This window comes from Streptomyces sp. NBC_00557 (assembly GCF_036345995.1).
Lineage (GTDB): Bacteria > Actinomycetota > Actinomycetes > Streptomycetales > Streptomycetaceae > Streptomyces.
Window position 1 is genome coordinate 2616704 of the sequence record NZ_CP107796.1, and the last position, 16371, is coordinate 2633074.

Below are 16371 nucleotides of genomic sequence, written 5' to 3' on the forward strand. Positions count from 1 at the left end.
CGCAACAGTGATACCCCTCGCGCTTCCGGAAAAGGACGTGACGCCCATGGCGGAAACGGTCACCTCGTCCGGCACCACCACCCCGCTCCTGGCCTCCCTGGACCCCCTGCTGCGCGAGTGGCTGCCGCGGCAGCGCTGGTTCGCCGGCAAGGGCCGCCCGGTCACCGGGTTCACCCCCGTCGCCGTCACCGAACTGCTGCCGCCCGACGGCCGGCTCGGCCTGTACCACCTGCTGCTGCGCGTCCACCAGCCGTCCGTGCTGGGCGCCGCGCCGCACCCGGGCGACTGCTACCAGCTGCTCATAGGCGTGCGCGAGGCGCTGCCGCCCCGGCTGGCGCCCGCGCTGATCGGACACGTCGAGGACGGCCCGCTCGCCGGACGCACGGTGTACGAGGCCCTGTACGATCCCCGGCCCGCCGAAGTGCTCCTGGAGGCCCTGCGCACCCGGGCCCGCGTCGGCGGGCTGTGTTTCGAGCGGGATCCGCGCCAGGAGATACGCGAGGGGCTGGTGGCGCGGCTGATGACCGCCGAGCAGTCCAACTCATCGGTGGTCTACGGCGATACGTTCATCCTGAAGCTGCTGCGCCGGGTGGAGCCCGGCATCAATCCCGACCTGGAGCTGCCGCTGGCGCTGGCCCGGGAGGGCTGCCCCCGGGTGCCCGCGCCGACGGCCTGGCTGCACGCCGAGATCGACGCCGAGTCGTATGTGCTGGCGGTGCTCCAGCCCTTCGTCAGCGGGGCGAGCGACGGCTGGGAGCTGGCGCTGCGCGAGCTGGCCAAGGGCGAGGACTTCGCGGCCGAGGCGCGGGCGCTGGGCCGGGCCACGGCCGAGGTGCACACCGCGCTGGCCCGGGCGCTGCCGACGGTCACCCTCGGCCATGCGCAGATGGAGGCGCTGGTCGGCGGGATGACCGAGCGGCTTCAGGCGGCCGTGCAGGCGGTGCCGGCGCTGCGGCCGTTCGAGGCCGGGCTGCGCTCCGCCTACCGGGCGCTGGGCGACCTCGCCGCCGAGGGCCACACCTGGACCGCGCAGCGCATCCACGGCGATCTGCACCTGGGCCAGTGCCTGCGCTCGCCGTCCGGCGAGTGGTCGCTGATCGACTTCGAGGGCGAGCCGGCCCGGCCGCCGGCCGAACGGCGGATGCCGCAGCCGCCGGTGCGGGACATCGCGGGGATGCTCCGCTCCTTCGACTACGCCGCCCACTCCGTGAACCCGCCCGCGCCGGACTGGGCGCACGCGTGCCGGGCCGCCTACTGCTGCGGGTACGCGGAGGTGGCCGGCCGCGATCCGCGTACCGACGCGGTGCTGCTGCGGGCCTTCGAGACCGACAAGGCGGTCTACGAGGTCGTCTACGAGGCCCGGCACCGGCCCGACTGGCTGCCCGTACCGCTCTCGGCGATCCGTCGCCTCGCCGCGTGACGGCCGGCTCGCCGCGCGAAGACCCCATCGCCGTGGGAAGACGGCGTGTGAAGACGCCGTGTGAAGACGCCGTGTGAAGACCAGGAGGCTCGTCCGTGACACGCAACAAGTCAGCCACGCCGAAGCACACGTCCGGCACGGGCAGGGCCGAGCAGAAGGCCGCTCCCGCGACCGCGCCCGCGCGGGTCCCCCCGGCGCGCGCACCCGAGCCGGCCCCGGCCGCGCGGGCCGTCGTCCCCGCTCCCGTGGACGCCGCCGACCGCGACCGCCTGCTGCACGGCACCCACCACGCTCCGCACGCGGTGCTGGGCGCGCACCCGGTGCCGGGCGGGGTCGCCTTCCGCGCCTTCCGCCCGTTCGCCCGGGCCGTCACCGTGGTCGCCGACGGGCTGCGGGCCGAGCTGCACGACGACGGCGACGGCTTCTTCTCCGGGCTGGCGCCGCTCACCGAGGTGCCCGGGTACCGGCTGCTCGTCGCGTACGACGGCACGGTCCACGAGACGGAGGACCCCTACCGGTTCCTGCCCACCCTCGGCGAGCTGGACCTGCACCTGATCGGCGAGGGCCGGCACGAGCAGCTGTGGCAGGCGCTCGGCGCGCATGTCACCACCCATCAGGGCGTGCCCGGCACCCGGTTCGCGGTGTGGGCGCCAAACGCGCGGGGCGTGCGGATCGCGGGGACCTTCAACTTCTGGGACGGGACCGGCTTCCCGATGCGCTCGCTGGGCTCCACCGGGGTGTGGGAGCTGTTCGTGCCGGGGATCGGCGCGGGCGAGGCGTACAAGTTCGAGATCACCCGCCCGGACGGCTCGCGCACCCTGCGCGCCGATCCGCTGGCCCGCCGTACCGAGGTGCCGCCCGCGACCGCGTCGATCGTGGACGTCTCGGAGCACGAGTGGGCGGACGCGGAGTGGATGGCGCACCGCGCGGACACCCCGGTGCACGAGGCGCCCTTCTCCGTGTACGAGGTGCACCTGCCCTCCTGGCGGCCCGGCCTGACCTACCGCGAGCTGGCCGAGCAGCTCCCGCAGTACGTCGGCGACCTGGGCTTCACGCACGTGGAGCTGATGCCGGTCGCCGAGCACCCCTTCGGCGGCTCCTGGGGCTACCAGGTCACCGGCTTCTACGCGCCGACGGCCCGGCTCGGCACCCCGGACGACTTCAAGTACCTGGTGGACCGGCTGCACCAGGCCGGCATCGGGGTGCTGATGGACTGGGTGCCGGCGCACTTCCCGCGCGACGACTGGGCGCTGGCCGAGTTCGACGGGCGTCCGCTGTACGAGCACCACGATCCGCTGCGGGCCGCGCATCCGGACTGGGGCACCCTGGAGTTCGACTTCGGGCGCCGGGAGGTGCGCAACTTCCTGGTGGCGAACGCCGTGTACTGGTGCGAGGAGTTCCACATCGACGGGCTGCGCGTGGACGCGGTGGCCTCCATGCTGTACCTGGACTACTCGCGCGAGCCGGGCCAGTGGACGCCGAACGAGCACGGCGGCCGGGAGAACCTGGACGCGGTGGCGTTCCTGCAGGAGATGAACGCCACCGTCTACCGGCGCTGCCCGGGGGTGGTGACCATCGCCGAGGAGTCCACCGCCTGGGACGGCGTCACCCGCCCCACGCACCACAAGGGGCCCAGCGGCTTCGGCGGGCTCGGTTTCGGGCTGAAGTGGAACATGGGGTGGATGCACGACTCGCTGCAGTACATGAGCCACGAGCCGATCCACCGCAAGTACCACCACCACGAGATGACGTTCTCGATGGTGTACGCCTACAGCGAGAACTACGTCCTGCCGATCTCCCACGACGAGGTCGTGCACGGCAAGCGGTCCCTGGTCTCGAAGATGCCGGGCGACTGGTGGCAGCAGCGCGCCAACCACCGCGCCTATCTGGGCTTCATGTGGGCCCACCCGGGCAAGCAGCTCCTCTTCATGGGGCAGGAGTTCGCGCAGGGCTCGGAGTGGTCGGAGGCGTACGGGCCCGACTGGTGGCTGCTCGACCCGTCCTACGGCGCCGAGGCCGATCACCGGGGCGTGCTGAACCTCGTACGGGACCTGAACGGGCGGTACCGGGCGACGCCGGCGCTGTGGCAGCGGGACACCGACCCGGCGGGCTTCCAGTGGATCACCGGGGACGCGGCGGACGACAACGTCTTCGCCTTCCTGCGGCTGGACGCCGCCGGCTCCCCGCTGCTCGCGGTGTCGCACTTCTCGCCGGTGGTCCGGCACGACTACCGGCTCGGTGTCCCCGACGACGTCCCGGCCTGGCACGAGTGCCTGAACACGGACGCCGGGCGGTACGGCGGCAGCGATGTCACCACCCCCGACATCATCAAGCCGGAACCCCAGGGATGGCACGGCCGCCCGGCGAGCATCCGGCTGACCCTGCCCCCGCTCGCCACGGTGTGGCTGCGGCCGGCGTAGGTAGAGTGTCCGGGTCAACCTGCGTGCAACACGGGGGGATTGAGGCACGTGCGACCCTGGAGACCAGTGACCGTCCTGCTGTGTGCCGCCGCCGTCCTGCTGCTGGGCGGCTGCGGCACACGCGTGGCAGGCGGAGCCGGCGGAGTGTCCGCCACGGAGACCGGGCCGATCCCGTGGACCCTCGCCGAGCCGTCCGGGGTCACCGCGGCCCGGCTCGCCGCCGACCGGCGCACGGTGAGCCTGGACGCCGACCTGCCCAGCGGCGAGCGCCCCTGCGTGCGGAACCTGAAGGCGGAGGACACCGACGCCAGGTACGGCTCCGTGCCGGGCGCCGTCCATGTGCAGATCACCTTCACCTCCCCGTCCGGCGACCGGCGTTCCGGATGCGTCAGGGAGCGCACGGGCACGGTCCGGGTGCGGCTGCCCGAGCCGCTGGGCAAGCGGAAGCTGGTGGTCGACAACTCCACGGTCTTCACCGCCGACGGCGCCAGGCCGCCCGCGCTGCGCCTGTGCGGCGAGCTGGGCTGCACCCCGCCGCGCACCGGCTGCAGCCCCGCCTCCTACGACCAGGCCCTGAAGGCGGCCGGCGCGCCCGCGCACACCTACCGCGACGCCGAGCACTGCGACGGCACGTGGCTGGTGCTGGACTTCTCCTGGCGCACGGGACCGGCGTGCGGCGACGACACCAAGGACCCCGCCTGCACCGCCGCCCTCGGCGACCGTGTCTTCTTCCGGGCGGAGCGCTCCGGCTGGAAGCCGTTCTTCGAGAGCGCGGCCGGCGGATGCGCGGCGGTGCGGCGCAGGGAGCCCGCCTTCCCGGCCGAGCTGTGCGAGGAACTGGCCCCGCTGCCCTCCTCGCTGCACCCGAGCTACCCGCCGCCGTCCGCCTCGCCCACCGCTACGCCCCGGTGACCGCCCCGGCCAGCGCCTCGGGCAGCCGCCGCGTGTACAGCACCCCGAGCCGCTGGGTGGCCCGTGTCAGGGCGACGTACAGGTCGCTCGTGCCGTAGTCGCCGGGCTCCACCACCAGCACGGAGTCGAATTCGAGGCCCTTGGCCTGGCGGGGGTCGAGCAGGACGACCGTGCGGGTCAGGTCGGGCTCGGCGCCGGCCGTGACGCCGTCCAGCCGGGCCGCCAGCGAGCGGTGCAGCCCGCGCGGGGCGATGACCGCGAGTCGGCCCTCGGCCGGGGTGAGTTCGGCGACCGCCTTGGCGACGGCCTCGGGCAGGCCGCCGTCCGCCCGCCGCACCCAGGGCCGCACCCCCGTGGAGCGGACCGAGCTGGGCGGCTCGAAGTCCGGGTGCTCGGCGCGGACCACGGCGGCGGCCAGCTCCATGATCTCGGCCGGGGTGCGGTAGTTCACGCCGAGCCGGGTGTGCTCCCAGCGGTCCTCGACAAAGGGGGCGAGGATGTCCGCCCAGGAACCGGCACCCGCGGCCTCGGCGGTCTGCGCGGGGTCGCCGACGAGGGTCATCGAGCGGGTCGGGCAGCGCCGCATCAGCAGCCGCCAGGCCATCGGCGACAGCTCCTGCGCCTCGTCCACGATGATGTGCCCGAACGCCCAGGTGCGGTCGGCGGCGGCCCGCTCGGCGGCGCTGCGGTGGTCGGCCTCCTCGTGCCGTTCGGCGAACCGTTCGGCGTCGATGATGTCGTGCGCCGACAGCACCTCCGACTCCTCGTCGTCCTTGTCCTCGAACTCATAGGTCCGGGAGGCGTACGACACGTCCAGCACGCCCTGCGCGTAGGCGATCTGGGTCTCGCGCTCGCGTTCCGCGCGGGCCCGCGTCATCCGGTCGTCCTCGCCGAGGAGTTCGGCGGCCTCGTCCAGCAGCGGCACGTCGGCGACGGTCCAGGCGCGGGTCACCGGGCGCCGGATCGCGTCGGCGTCCTCCGCGGGGAGGTAGCCGTCGGGCTCCGCGAGGAAGTCGGCGACCAGGCGCTGCGGGGTGATCCGGGGCCACAGCCGGTCGATGGCGGACCAGACCTCGGGGTTCTCGGCGAGTTCGTCGCGGATCTGGGTGATGTCGGCGGCGTCGAGCAGGCTGGAGCCGTCGTACGGGTCGGTGCCCACGCGCTCGGCGTACAGCTCGGTGAGGGTGTTGAGGATGTGGCCCTCGAAGTGCTCGCGGGCCGCGTTGTGCGGCAGCTTGGCGGCGCGGGTGCGCTCGCGGGCGACGCTCACCAGGCCGTCGTCCAGCATCAGCACCTCGCGGTCGTGCTCGATCGCGATCACCGGGTCGGGCAGGGCCTGCCGGTCGCGTACGACGGCGGCGAGCACGTCGGCCATGCCGGCGCGGCCCTTGACCGCCGCGGCCTCGGGGGTGTCGGCGGCCGTCGCCCTGACGCCGGGGAACAGCTCGCCGACCGTGGCCAGCAGCACGCCGGTCTCGCCGAGCGAGGGCAGCACCTCGCCGATGTAGCCGAGGAACGCCGGGTTGGGGCCGACGATCAGCACGGCCCGGCGGGCCAGCAGCTCCCGGTGCTCGTACAGCAGGTAGGCGGCCCGGTGCAGGGCGACCGCCGTCTTGCCGGTGCCGGGGCCGCCCTCGACCACCAGCACCCCGCGGTGCGGCGCCCGGATGATCTCGTCCTGCTCGGCCTGGATGGTCTGCACGATGTCGCTCATGCGGCCGGTGCGCGCCGAGTTCAGCGCGGCCAGCAGCACGGCGTCGCCGCTCGGGTCCTCGTACCCGGTGCGGGTGGTGTCGCCGAGGTCGAGGATCTCGTCGTGCAGCGAGGTCACGGTCCGGCCCTCGGTGCTGATGTGCCGGCGGCGGCGCAGGCCCATCGGGGTGTGGCCGGTGGCCAGGTAGAAGGGGCGGGCGACGTCGGCCCGCCAGTCGATCAGGATGGGGGTGCGCTCGGCGTCGTCCTCGCGCAGCCCGATCCGGCCGATGTGGTGGCCGGTGCCGTCGGCGAGGTCGATCCGGCCGAAGCACAGCGAGCCGTCGACGGCGTTCAGCGCGGCCAGCAGCCCCGAGCGCTCGGCGACCAGGATGTCCCGCTCGAGCCGGGCCTGCATGGGCTTGTCGCCCTGGGCGAGCGCGTCGGCGACCGAGGACTCGGCCTCGCCGCGCAGCACGTCCACGCGCGCGTACAGTCCGTCGATGAATTCCTGCTCGCGACGCAATTCATCGTCTGGAAATTCGCTGTTCGACCACTCCGCGTTTGACAATTCCGCTCCCGCCCGGATATAGTGTGCTCAGTGGAGTTCTCCGCGACCATCCAAATAGAAGTCGCGAACCACTGAATATACGCACAGAAATCCCCCGAGCGCAATTGCTCAGGGGATTTTTTTCGTGCGCGGACGCGCTTTACAGCACGTCGGCCAGCTCCTGAAGCAGCCGCCGCTTGGGCCGTGCGCCCACCATCGACCGCACGGGCTCGCCGCCGCGGAAGACCATCAGCGTCGGCGTCGACAGCACGCCGTAGGCGACGGTCGTCTCCGGATTGCGGTCCACGTCGATCTGCACGACCTTCAGCCGGTCACCCTCCTCGAAGGCGATGTCCTTCAGCACCGGCGCCAGCTGCCGGCACGGCCCGCACCAGTCGGCTGTGAACTGCACCAGCACCGGCAGGTCCGAGTCCTTCACCTCCGTGCCGAAATCCGCGTCCGTCACCTCGGTCAGTCCGCTCACCAGACTCATCGTGCAGGCCCTCCCAGCTCGCACACGGGCTCCGGACCCCCCGGAACCAGCGCCTCGGCGGCCAGTGCGTCCCGGGCCAGCTCGGCCCGCCGCAACTGCCCGGCGACCGTCTCCCGCACCGCCGACAGCTGCCCGATGAGCGCGTCCAGCTCCGCCAGCTTGCGCCGGTAGACCTGGAGCGAGGCCGGGCAGGAGTCGCCCTCGGGATGCCCGGCGCGCAGGCACTCCACGAAGGGCCGGGTCTCCTCGAGCTCGAACCCGAAGTCCTGCAGCGTCCGGATCTGCTCCAGCAGCCTGAGGTCGCCCTCGTCGTACGTGCGGTGACCCTTGTCGTCCCGCCGGGCCGGCAGCAGCCCGCGCGCCTCGTAGTACCGCAGGGTGCGGGTCGTGGTCCCGGCCCGCGCGGCCAGCTCGCCGATTCGCATGCCTACGACCGTAGGCGTTGACGTCGGCGTCAAGGCAAGCGCGCCGGACCGGCGGCCGGGGCGGGCGGCCCTACGCGTGCACCACCCCGGCCGACTCCTCCACCTCCAGCAGGGAGGCGCTGTGCCGCTCCTCCTCGAACCTGCGACGGCCGCCGCGCAGCCCGAAGAGGCGCTTGGCCAGGGCGATGTAGAGCACGGCGAGGATGTTGAGGACGAGCGTGGCGATCTTCAGGTAGCTGATCTTCTCGGTGAGTTCGTAGATCTCCAGCGGGAGGAAGGCGGCGGTCGCCACGACCGTCAGGTACTCGGCCCAGCGCTTGGCGTACCACAGGCCGACCGCCTCCACCAGCTCGATCAGCGCGTAGGCGAGGAGCAGGGCGGCGACCAGCAGCAGCGTGGAGTGCTTGTAGCCGAACGCCTTCTGGAGGGAGCCGACGACCGGCGAGTGGTCGAGGTCGTAGTGGAAGTGCCGGAAGACCGGGCGGAAGACGTCCAGGTTCTCGTTGAACAGCCGCCGCACCGCGTCCTGGCTGTTGCTGAACTTCCACACCGCCACCGCGACCAGCACGATGAACACGCCCCGCACGGCCCGCTCGACCGCCAGGAAGCGGAGGATGAACAGGTCGCGGAGGACCTTGCCGCGCGGCACGAGCGGCGCGTCCGCGGCCGGGCCCGAGCCGTGCGGCTCGCCGAGCACGAAGTCACCGCAGCGCAGACAGCGCCAGACGTCCCCGAGCGCGGTCTCGGCGTGCAGCCGGATCCGCAGCCGGGGGTCGTCGGGCGCGTAGGTCACATGCCCCTTGCGCGCGCAGGTCCGCCGGTCCCAGTCGATGCTCATCCCCCGTGCCTCCCAACAGATGCCGACTCGTTCGTACGGACATACGGACGCCACGCGCGAACGTGCCGTTCCGTATCGATCCGGAGCGGCACGTTAGTGCATGGCGGCGCGGGGCGGTCAGCGCGCCGGGCCGGGCTGCCCGGAGGCCCGGCCCGGGTTCAGGCGGGGCCGGGCCTCCGGAGTTTCTGGGGGCGGGATCAGGCCTTGGCCAGTTCCCCGTCCCTCGGTCCGGGCATCCCGGGGACCGGGGCCTGGTGGTCGTCCACCAGCGTCGTCTCGTCGAACGGCAGCTCGCCGGCCAGGACGCGCTCCACGCGGGCCCTGTCGATCTCCTTGGTCCAGGAGCCGATCAGCACCGTGGCCACCGCGTTGCCCGCGAAGTTCGTCAGGGCGCGCGCCTCGCTCATGAAGCGGTCGATGCCGACGATCAGGCCGACGCCGTCGACCAGGGCGGGCCGGTGCGACTGGAGCGCGCCGGCGAGGGTGGCGAGCCCGGCGCCGGAGACGCCCGCGGCGCCCTTGGAGGCGACCATCATGAACAGCAGCAGGGTGACCTGCTCGCCCAGGTGCAGCGGCTGCCCCAGGGCCTCGGCGATGAACAGGGACGCCATGGTCAGGTAGATCATGGTGCCGTCGAGGTTGAAGGAGTAGCCGGTCGGCACGGTGATGCCGACGACCGGGCGGCTCACGCCCAGATGCTCCATCTTGGCGATCAGGCGCGGCAGGGCGGTGTCCGAGGACGAGGTCGACAGGATCAGCAGGAACTCGCGACCCAGGTACCTCAGCAGCTTCAGGATGTTGACCTTGGCGACGAACCAGAGCACCGGGCCGAGCACCAGGCCGACGAAGAGCACACAGGTGATGTAGAAGGCCAGCATGATCGTGCCGAGGGCCTTCAGTGCCTCGACGCCGGTCTCGCCGACGACCGCCGCGATCGCGCCGAACGCGCCGACCGGCGCCGCCCACATGATCATCGACAGGACCCGGAAGACCAGCTTCTGGATGTGCCCGATACCGCGCAGGACCGGCTCGCCCGACGTGCCCATCGCCTGCACGGCGAAGCCGACCAGCAGTGCGACGAGGAGCGTCTGCAGCACCACACCGCCGGTGAAGGCGGAGACGAAGGTCGTCGGAATGATGCCCATCAGGAAGTCGACGAGCCCCTCGCTGCCGCTCGCGGCCTGGGTGTGGCCCGCCTGCTTCGCCGCCTCGGTGAGGTGCATGCCCGCACCGGGGTGCAGGACGTTGCCCACCACCAGGCCGATGGCCAGGGCCACGAACGACATGGCGATGAAGTAGGTCAGCGCGAGACCGCCCAGCTTGCCGACCTTCGCGGCGCTGCGGATGGAACCGACGCCGGTGACGATCGTGCAGAAGATGACCGGCGTGATCATCATCTTGATCAGGTTCACGAAGCCCGTGCCGAGCGGCTTGAGCTCCTTGGCGAAGTCCGGCGCGGCGAATCCCACCGCGATGCCGAGCGCGACGGCCACGATCACGGCGATGTACAGGTAGTGGGTGCGGTCCCGCTTCACGCGGGGTGCGGCAGGTGCCGTGTCGGGGGTGCTGGCGGCCACGACTGCCCTCCTTGACGTCTTCGTCGGTGAACAACCGGCGTGCGGCTCACGTCCGGGCTCTGTTCGGGGAATGCCGTGACTATCTCCCGCCCTGTGAGGGCGGTCACCCTTCCGTTCATTTAGTTCACACTTAACCGGAGAGGCACACTGCTGACATGCGCTTCCCGTCCCTCCCCCGGCCCCGCAGCCTCGCCGGCCAGCTGTTCGCCATGCAGGCCGTGCTGATAGCGGTGGTCGTCGCCGGGTACGCGCTGTTCACCTACGTCAGCGACCAGCGGCAGGCCCAGGACGCGGCGGTCCGGCAGGTCACCGCGGTGGCCCGGTCGATCGCGGACGCCCCCTCGGTCCGCTCCGCGATCCACACCCCCCATCCCACGGCCGCCCTGGAGCCGTACGCGCTCACGGTCATGCGGGACGCGGACGTCGACTTCGTCACGATCATGAACCCGGCGGGCATCCGCTGGACCCACCCCGTCCGGAAGGAGATCGGCAAACGCTTCCTCGGCCGCATCGGCCCGGCGCTGCACGGTCGCACCTTCACCGAGACCTACACCGGCACCCTCGGCCCCTCCGTCCGCGCGGTGACCCCGATCGAGGAGAACGGCCGCGTCATCGGCCTGGTCAGCGCCGGCATCAAGGTGGAGGAGATCAGCGCCCGGGTCCAGGACCAGGTCACCGCGCTGCTCGGGGTGGCCGGCGCCACCCTGCTGCTGGGCGCGGTGGGCACGTATGTGATCAACGCGCGGCTGCGCCGCCACACCCACGGCATGAACGCCGCCGAGCTGAGCCGGATGCACGACTACCACCAGGCGGCGCTGCACGCGGTCCGCGAGGGCCTGCTGATGCTGGACGGGCAGTTCAGGGTGGCCCTCATCAACGACGGCGGCCGGGAGCTGCTGGGCGTCGGCGGCGAGGAGGACGTGGTCGGCCGCTCGGTCGCCGGCCTGGGCCTGCCCGCCCCGCTGACCGGCGCGCTGCTGTCCTCCGAACCCCGGGTGGACGAGGTGCACCTCACGGAGTCCCGGGTGCTGGTGGTGAACACCTCGCCGGTGTCGGGCGGAGAGCGCCGCGGCACGGTGGTCACCCTCCGCGATGTGACCGAACTGCAGTCCCTGATGGGCGAGTTGGACTCGGAGCGGGGCTTCACCCAGGCGCTGCGCTCCCAGGCGCACGAGGCCGCGAACCGGCTGCACACGGTGGTGTCGCTGATCGAGCTGGGCCGGGCCGAGGAGGCGGTGGAGTTCGCCACGGCGGAACTGGAGCTGGCCCAGGCCCTCACCGACCAGGTGGTCGCGGCGGTGAGCGAACCGGTGCTGGCGGCCCTGCTGCTGGGCAAGACCGCCCAGGCCAACGAGCGGGGCGTGGAGCTGGTGGTGTCCCCGGACAGCCGCCTCGACGACGGCCTGCTCCCGGACGACCTGTCCGCGCGGGACCTCGTCACCATCCTCGGCAACCTGATCGACAACGCGGTGGACGCGGCGCAGGGCAGCGTCCGGGCACGGGTGACGGTGACGGCGTACGCCGCGGACGGCGAGGTGGTGCTGCGGGTGTCCGACACGGGCCCCGGCCTCGACCCGGCCCATGCCGGCCTGGTATTCCAGCGGGGGTTCTCCACGAAGCCGGCCGGGCCCGGCGGACGGGGGCTCGGGCTGGCCCTGGTCCGGCAGGCGGTGACCCGCCACGAGGGTGTGCTGACGGTGGCGGAGTCGGACGAGGACGGCGAGTGCGGAGCGGTGTTCGAGGTGCGGTTGCCGCTGCGCACGGCCGCGGGCGGGCGCAGATGACGGACGAACGGCAGCCCATTCGCGTCCTGGTGGTCGAGGACGACCCGGTGGCCGCCGACGCGCATGTGATGTACGTCGGCCGGGTGCCGGGATTCGTCGCGGTCGGCAAGGCGCACTCGGGCGCTCAGGCGCGCCGGGTCCTGGACCGCACGGCCGTGGACCTGCTCCTGCTGGACCTGAACCTGCCGGACGTGCACGGCCTGCAGTTCGCGCGCTCGCTGCGCGCGGCCGGCCATCACGCGGACGTGATAGCGGTGACGTCGGCGCGGGACCTGGCGGTGGTCCGCGAGGGCGTGTCCCTGGGCGTCGTCCAGTACGTGCTGAAGCCGTTCACCTTCGCCACGCTGCGGGACCGGCTCGTGCGCTACGCGGAGTTCCACGCGGCGGCGGGCGAGGCGAGCGGCCAGGACGAGGTGGACCGGGCGCTGGCCACCCTGCGCGCCCCCTCGCCCGCGGCCCTCCCCAAGGGCCTGAGCGCACCCACGATGGAGCGGGTGACGACCGCGCTGCGGGACGCCGGCGACGGACTGACGGCGGCCGCCCTCGCCGAGGCCGTGGGCATCTCGCGGATCACCGCCCGCCGCTATCTGGAGCACCTGGTCGACACGTCCCGCGCCGCCCGGAGCCCGCTGTACGGCCAGGTGGGCCGGCCGGAGCTGGTGTACCGGTGGGTGTCACAGGGGCGCTGAGGTCTGCGGAGTCCGGGCCCCGTGACGGCACACCGGCGGGGATACGGGCCGTGCGGCGGACATGCGCCGCGTCCCGGGCGGCGCGCGCACGGTCCTAGGCCCCGGCGGCGCGCGGCCAGTGCGACCACGCCCGCTCGGGTTCGCCTGCGCCGTGATGACTCGGGCCGAGTGCGGCGGGCGTCCTGCCGCGGCCAGGGCGTCCAGGCAGGCGGCGACCGCTTCCCGCACGCGTCGAGCGAGGCCGCCACGGAGTCGCACGGCCTCGGTCTCGCCCTCACCCGCGCCAACGCCCCGCGGAAGCCGCCGGGCCAAGCCGGCCTCGGCGGCGCCCGCCGAACTGCCCGGCCCGCGGGCTGACTTCAGGACCCGCCGACCCGCCAACCCGCATCGACCAATCCCGCGCACACGCATTGACCTGACTAGACCACTCCTCTTACCTTCGCACGGCAACCACCCAAGGCCACCCCCACGTGCGCCCGCAGGAGGTCATGCCCGTGCGCCCCACCGCCGCTCTCTCCGCCCTCCTGACCGCCGCTCTCGCCGCAAGCGCGCTCACCGCGTGCGGCTCGGGCTCCGGCAGCGACCCGAACACCGTGAAGGTCTCCTACAAGCAGTCGACCGACAACTCGGTCAAGGTGATGGACACCTACCTCGCCGGGATCAAGAAGGACTTCGAGAAGAAGCACCCGGGGAAGAAGGTCCAGTTCGTGCCCATCAAGGCCCCGGACTCCGAGTACTACACCAAGCTCCAGCAGATGCTGCGCTCCCCGAGGACCGCGCCGGACCTGGTCTACGAGGACACCTTCCTCATCAACTCCGACATCACCAGCGGCTACCTGAAACCGCTCGACCCGTATCTGGCCAAGTGGCCGGACTGGAGCCGGTTCATCGGCACCGCGAAGGCCGCCGCCCAGGGCCAGGACGGGAAGACGTACGGCGTGCCGGACGGGACCGACACCCGCGGGCTGTGGTTCGACAAGCGGGTGTTCAAGAAGGCCGGGCTGCCGCTGAACTGGCAGCCGCGGAACTGGAACGACATCCTCGCCGCCGCCCGGACCATCAAGCGGAAGGTCCCCGGCGTCACCCCGCTCAACGTCTACACCGGCAAGCCGGCGGGCGAGCGGGCCACCATGCAGGGCATGGAGATGCTGCTGTACGGCACCGGCGACGGCAGGAGCGATCCCCTGTACGACAGCGGCAGCAAGAAGTGGATCGCGGGGAGCCGGGGTTTCACCGACTCGCTGAAGTTCGTCGAGACCGTCTACAAGGAGAAGCTGGGCCCGGACGTCTCCGACGCCCTCGACCCCAACTTCGCCACGGCCGTCAACGGCGAGCTGCTCCCCCAGGGCAAGCTCGGCATCGACCTCGACGGCTCGTGGCTGCCGCAGGCCTGGCTGCCGGGCAGCGGACACGAGTGGCCCGACTGGTCCAAGCAGCTGGGGCTGGCGTACATGCCCACCCAGAACGGGCAGGCGCCCGGCAAGGTGAGCATGTCCGGCGGCTGGACCTGGGCCGTCCCGGCCAAGGCCGCCCATCCCGATCTCGCCTTCGACTTCATCAGGACCCTGCAGACCGAGGCGAACGCCAAGAAGTGGTACATCGCCAACTCCGGCATCTCGGTCCGCAAGGACGTCGCCGCCGACCCGTCGTACGCCACCGCCCAGCCCGGCATCAAGTTCTTCACCGACCTGGTCTCCAGCACCCACTACCGGCCCGCGTACCCGGCGTACCCGAAGGTGTCGACGGCCATCCAGGAGGCCATGGAGAGCGTCACCACGGGCGACGCGTCCGCGCAGCAGGCGGCGCGCACCTACGACTCGACGCTCAAGGACGTCACCGGCGGCCAAGTGGTCCGCAAGTGAACGCCCGGCGCGGGATCACCCGGGCGCTGCCCCTCACCCCGGCCGTGGTGCTGATCCTGCTCTTCCTGGCCGGCCCGATCGCCTACTGCGCCTATATCGCCTTCACCGACCTGCAGCTGACCGGTCAGGCGCACGCGTCGTTCGTGGGGTTCGCCAACTTCCGGCGGGCCTTCCGCGACGACGCGTTCCTGAACGCCGTATGGCTGACCCTGGTGTTCACCGTGCTGTCCTCGCTCGTCGGGCAGAACACCCTGGGGCTCGCGCTGGCCGCGCTGATGAAACGGGCATCGAAACCCGTGCGCACGCTCACCGGCGGGATCGTCGTCACCGCCTGGGTGCTGCCGGAAGTGGTCGCCGGGTTCCTGCTGTACGCGTTCTTCCGGCGCGAGGGCACGCTGAACGCGATCCTGGACTGGCTCCATCTGCCGCGCCAGAACTGGCTGTTCACGCTGCCCATCCTGGCGGTGTCCTTCGCCAACGTCTGGCGCGGCACGGCGTTCTCGATGCTCGTCTACTCCGCCGCGCTGGACGAGATACCGGCGGAGATCACGGAGGCCGCCGAGGTGGACGGGGCCGGCGGCTGGCGGCGGATGTGGCACATCACCCTGCCGATGATCCGGCGCTCCATCGGCACCAACCTCATGCTCAACACCCTGCAGACGCTGTCCGTCTTCGGGCTGATCTGGGTGATGACCCGGGGCGGCCCCGGGAACAGGAGCCAGACCCTGCCGCTGTTCATGTACGAACAGGCCTTCCAGAACAGCATGATCGGGTACGGCACCGCGGTCGCCCTGCTCCTGCTGATCGTCGGGGCCCTGTTCTCCGTGGTGTATCTCCGGCTGCTGCGGACGGAGGTCTGATGGCCCGTGCACGCACCTCGCGGCGGCTCGCCGCCGACGCGGCACTGCTGCTGGTGGCCGCCGCCTTCGCGCTGCCCCTCGCCTGGGTGGTGCTGTCCTCCGTGGATCCGCACGCGGACCTGCGGGTGAGGATCCCGGACGGGGTCACCCTGGGCAACTTCGACGCGATCCTCACCCCGGACATCACCTACACCCCGCTGCTCAACAGCCTGATCCTGTGCGGCGGCGCCACCGCGCTGACCGTCGCCTGCGCGGCTCTCGCCGCCTATCCGCTCTCCCGGTTCCGGTCCCGGCTCAACCGGCCGTTCCTGCTGACGATCCTGTTCGCGACGAGCCTGCCGATCACCGCGATCATGGTGCCGGTGTACGCGCTGTTCGTGCGGGTGAACCTGATCGACACCGTCCAGGGCACCATCCTGTTCTTCGCGGCCTCCCAGCTTCCCTTCGCCATCTGGCTGATGAAGAACTTCATGGACGGGGTGCCGAAGGAGCTGGAGGAGGCGGCCTGGACGGACGGGGCGTCCTCGGCGCAGTCCCTGGTGCGGATCGTGCTGCCGCTGATGGGCCCGGGGCTCGCGGTCGTCACGGTCTTCTCGTTCGTGATGATGTGGGGGAACTTCTTCGTCCCGTTCATGCTGCTGCTCACCCCGGACCAGATGCCGGCCTCGGTCAGCATCAACGACTTCTTCGGCAACCGGGGCATGGTGGCGTACGGCCAGCTCGCCGCGTTCTCCGTCATCTACTCGACTCCGGTGATCCTGCTGTACGTGCTGGTGGCGCGGCGGCTGGGCGGCGGCTTCGCCCTCGGCGGGGCGGTCAAGGGGTGAGCGGGAGGCGATCGAGGGACGC

The 16371-nt window shown here is 72.0% G+C and carries 13 protein-coding genes; 8 read left to right on the forward strand and 5 right to left on the reverse strand.

Going from position 1 to position 16371, the window contains the following annotated elements; all coding sequences use genetic code 11:
• The first annotated feature begins 46 nt into the window (after positions 1-46).
• From OG956_RS10775 to OG956_RS10785, 3 genes are all read left to right on the forward strand, one after another.
• Positions 47-1420, forward strand: coding sequence for a maltokinase N-terminal cap-like domain-containing protein (locus OG956_RS10775; RefSeq protein ID WP_330337734.1), 1374 nt, complete (start codon positions 47-49; stop codon positions 1418-1420).
• Positions 1421-1665: 245 nt separating this feature from the next.
• Positions 1666-3840 carry a 1,4-alpha-glucan branching enzyme gene (gene glgB, locus OG956_RS10780; protein WP_330342799.1) on the forward strand — a complete coding sequence of 725 codons (2175 nt, stop codon included), beginning with the start codon at positions 1666-1668 and terminating at the stop codon, positions 3838-3840.
• Positions 3841-3906: 66 nt separating this feature from the next.
• Positions 3907-4752, forward strand: a complete 846-nt coding sequence (locus tag OG956_RS10785; protein WP_330337735.1) for a hypothetical protein — start codon at positions 3907-3909, stop codon at positions 4750-4752.
• On the opposite strand, the gene OG956_RS10790 is transcribed toward OG956_RS10785, so the two are convergent.
• From OG956_RS10790 to OG956_RS10810, 5 genes are all read right to left on the reverse strand, one after another.
• Positions 4739-6970 carry a HelD family protein gene (locus OG956_RS10790; RefSeq protein WP_330337736.1) on the reverse strand — a complete coding sequence of 744 codons (2232 nt, stop codon included), beginning with the start codon at positions 6968-6970 and terminating at the stop codon, positions 4739-4741. The genes OG956_RS10785 and OG956_RS10790 overlap by 14 nt on opposite strands.
• 184 nt (positions 6971-7154) lie before the next feature.
• Positions 7155-7487, reverse strand: a complete 333-nt coding sequence (gene trxA, locus OG956_RS10795; protein WP_330337737.1) for a thioredoxin — start codon at positions 7485-7487, stop codon at positions 7155-7157.
• Entirely contained in the window at positions 7484-7912 is a 429-nt protein-coding gene (locus tag OG956_RS10800) for a MerR family transcriptional regulator (protein WP_330337738.1), read from the reverse strand. The genes trxA and OG956_RS10800 overlap by 4 nt, the downstream gene beginning before the upstream one ends.
• Positions 7913-7982: 70 nt before the next feature.
• Positions 7983-8750, reverse strand: a complete 768-nt coding sequence (locus tag OG956_RS10805; RefSeq protein WP_330337739.1) for a DUF2127 domain-containing protein — start codon at positions 8748-8750, stop codon at positions 7983-7985.
• Positions 8751-8947: 197 nt separating this feature from the next.
• Positions 8948-10327 carry a cation:dicarboxylate symporter family transporter gene (locus tag OG956_RS10810; RefSeq protein ID WP_330337740.1) on the reverse strand — a complete coding sequence of 460 codons (1380 nt, stop codon included), beginning with the start codon at positions 10325-10327 and terminating at the stop codon, positions 8948-8950.
• A 155-nt stretch (positions 10328-10482) separates the two neighbouring features.
• On the opposite strand from OG956_RS10810, the gene OG956_RS10815 reads away from it, so the two are divergent.
• From OG956_RS10815 to OG956_RS10835, 5 genes are all read left to right on the forward strand, one after another.
• A complete protein-coding gene (locus OG956_RS10815) occupies positions 10483-12111 on the forward strand; it encodes a sensor histidine kinase (RefSeq protein ID WP_330337741.1) in 1629 nt (542 codons plus the stop codon).
• Positions 12108-12800 carry a response regulator gene (locus OG956_RS10820; RefSeq protein WP_330337742.1) on the forward strand — a complete coding sequence of 231 codons (693 nt, stop codon included), beginning with the start codon at positions 12108-12110 and terminating at the stop codon, positions 12798-12800. Before OG956_RS10815 ends, OG956_RS10820 begins: the two co-directional genes overlap by 4 nt.
• Positions 12801-13288: 488 nt before the next feature.
• Entirely contained in the window at positions 13289-14662 is a 1374-nt protein-coding gene (locus OG956_RS10825) for an extracellular solute-binding protein (RefSeq protein WP_330337743.1), read from the forward strand.
• Positions 14659-15522 (forward strand): carbohydrate ABC transporter permease, encoded by an 864-nt coding sequence (locus tag OG956_RS10830; RefSeq protein WP_330337744.1) that lies wholly within the window; start codon positions 14659-14661, stop codon positions 15520-15522. Before OG956_RS10825 ends, OG956_RS10830 begins: the two co-directional genes overlap by 4 nt.
• On the forward strand, positions 15522-16349 hold the full coding sequence (locus OG956_RS10835; protein WP_330337745.1) for a carbohydrate ABC transporter permease: 828 nt from the start codon (positions 15522-15524) through the stop codon (positions 16347-16349). Before OG956_RS10830 ends, OG956_RS10835 begins: the two co-directional genes overlap by 1 nt.
• Positions 16350-16371 lie beyond the last annotated feature (22 nt).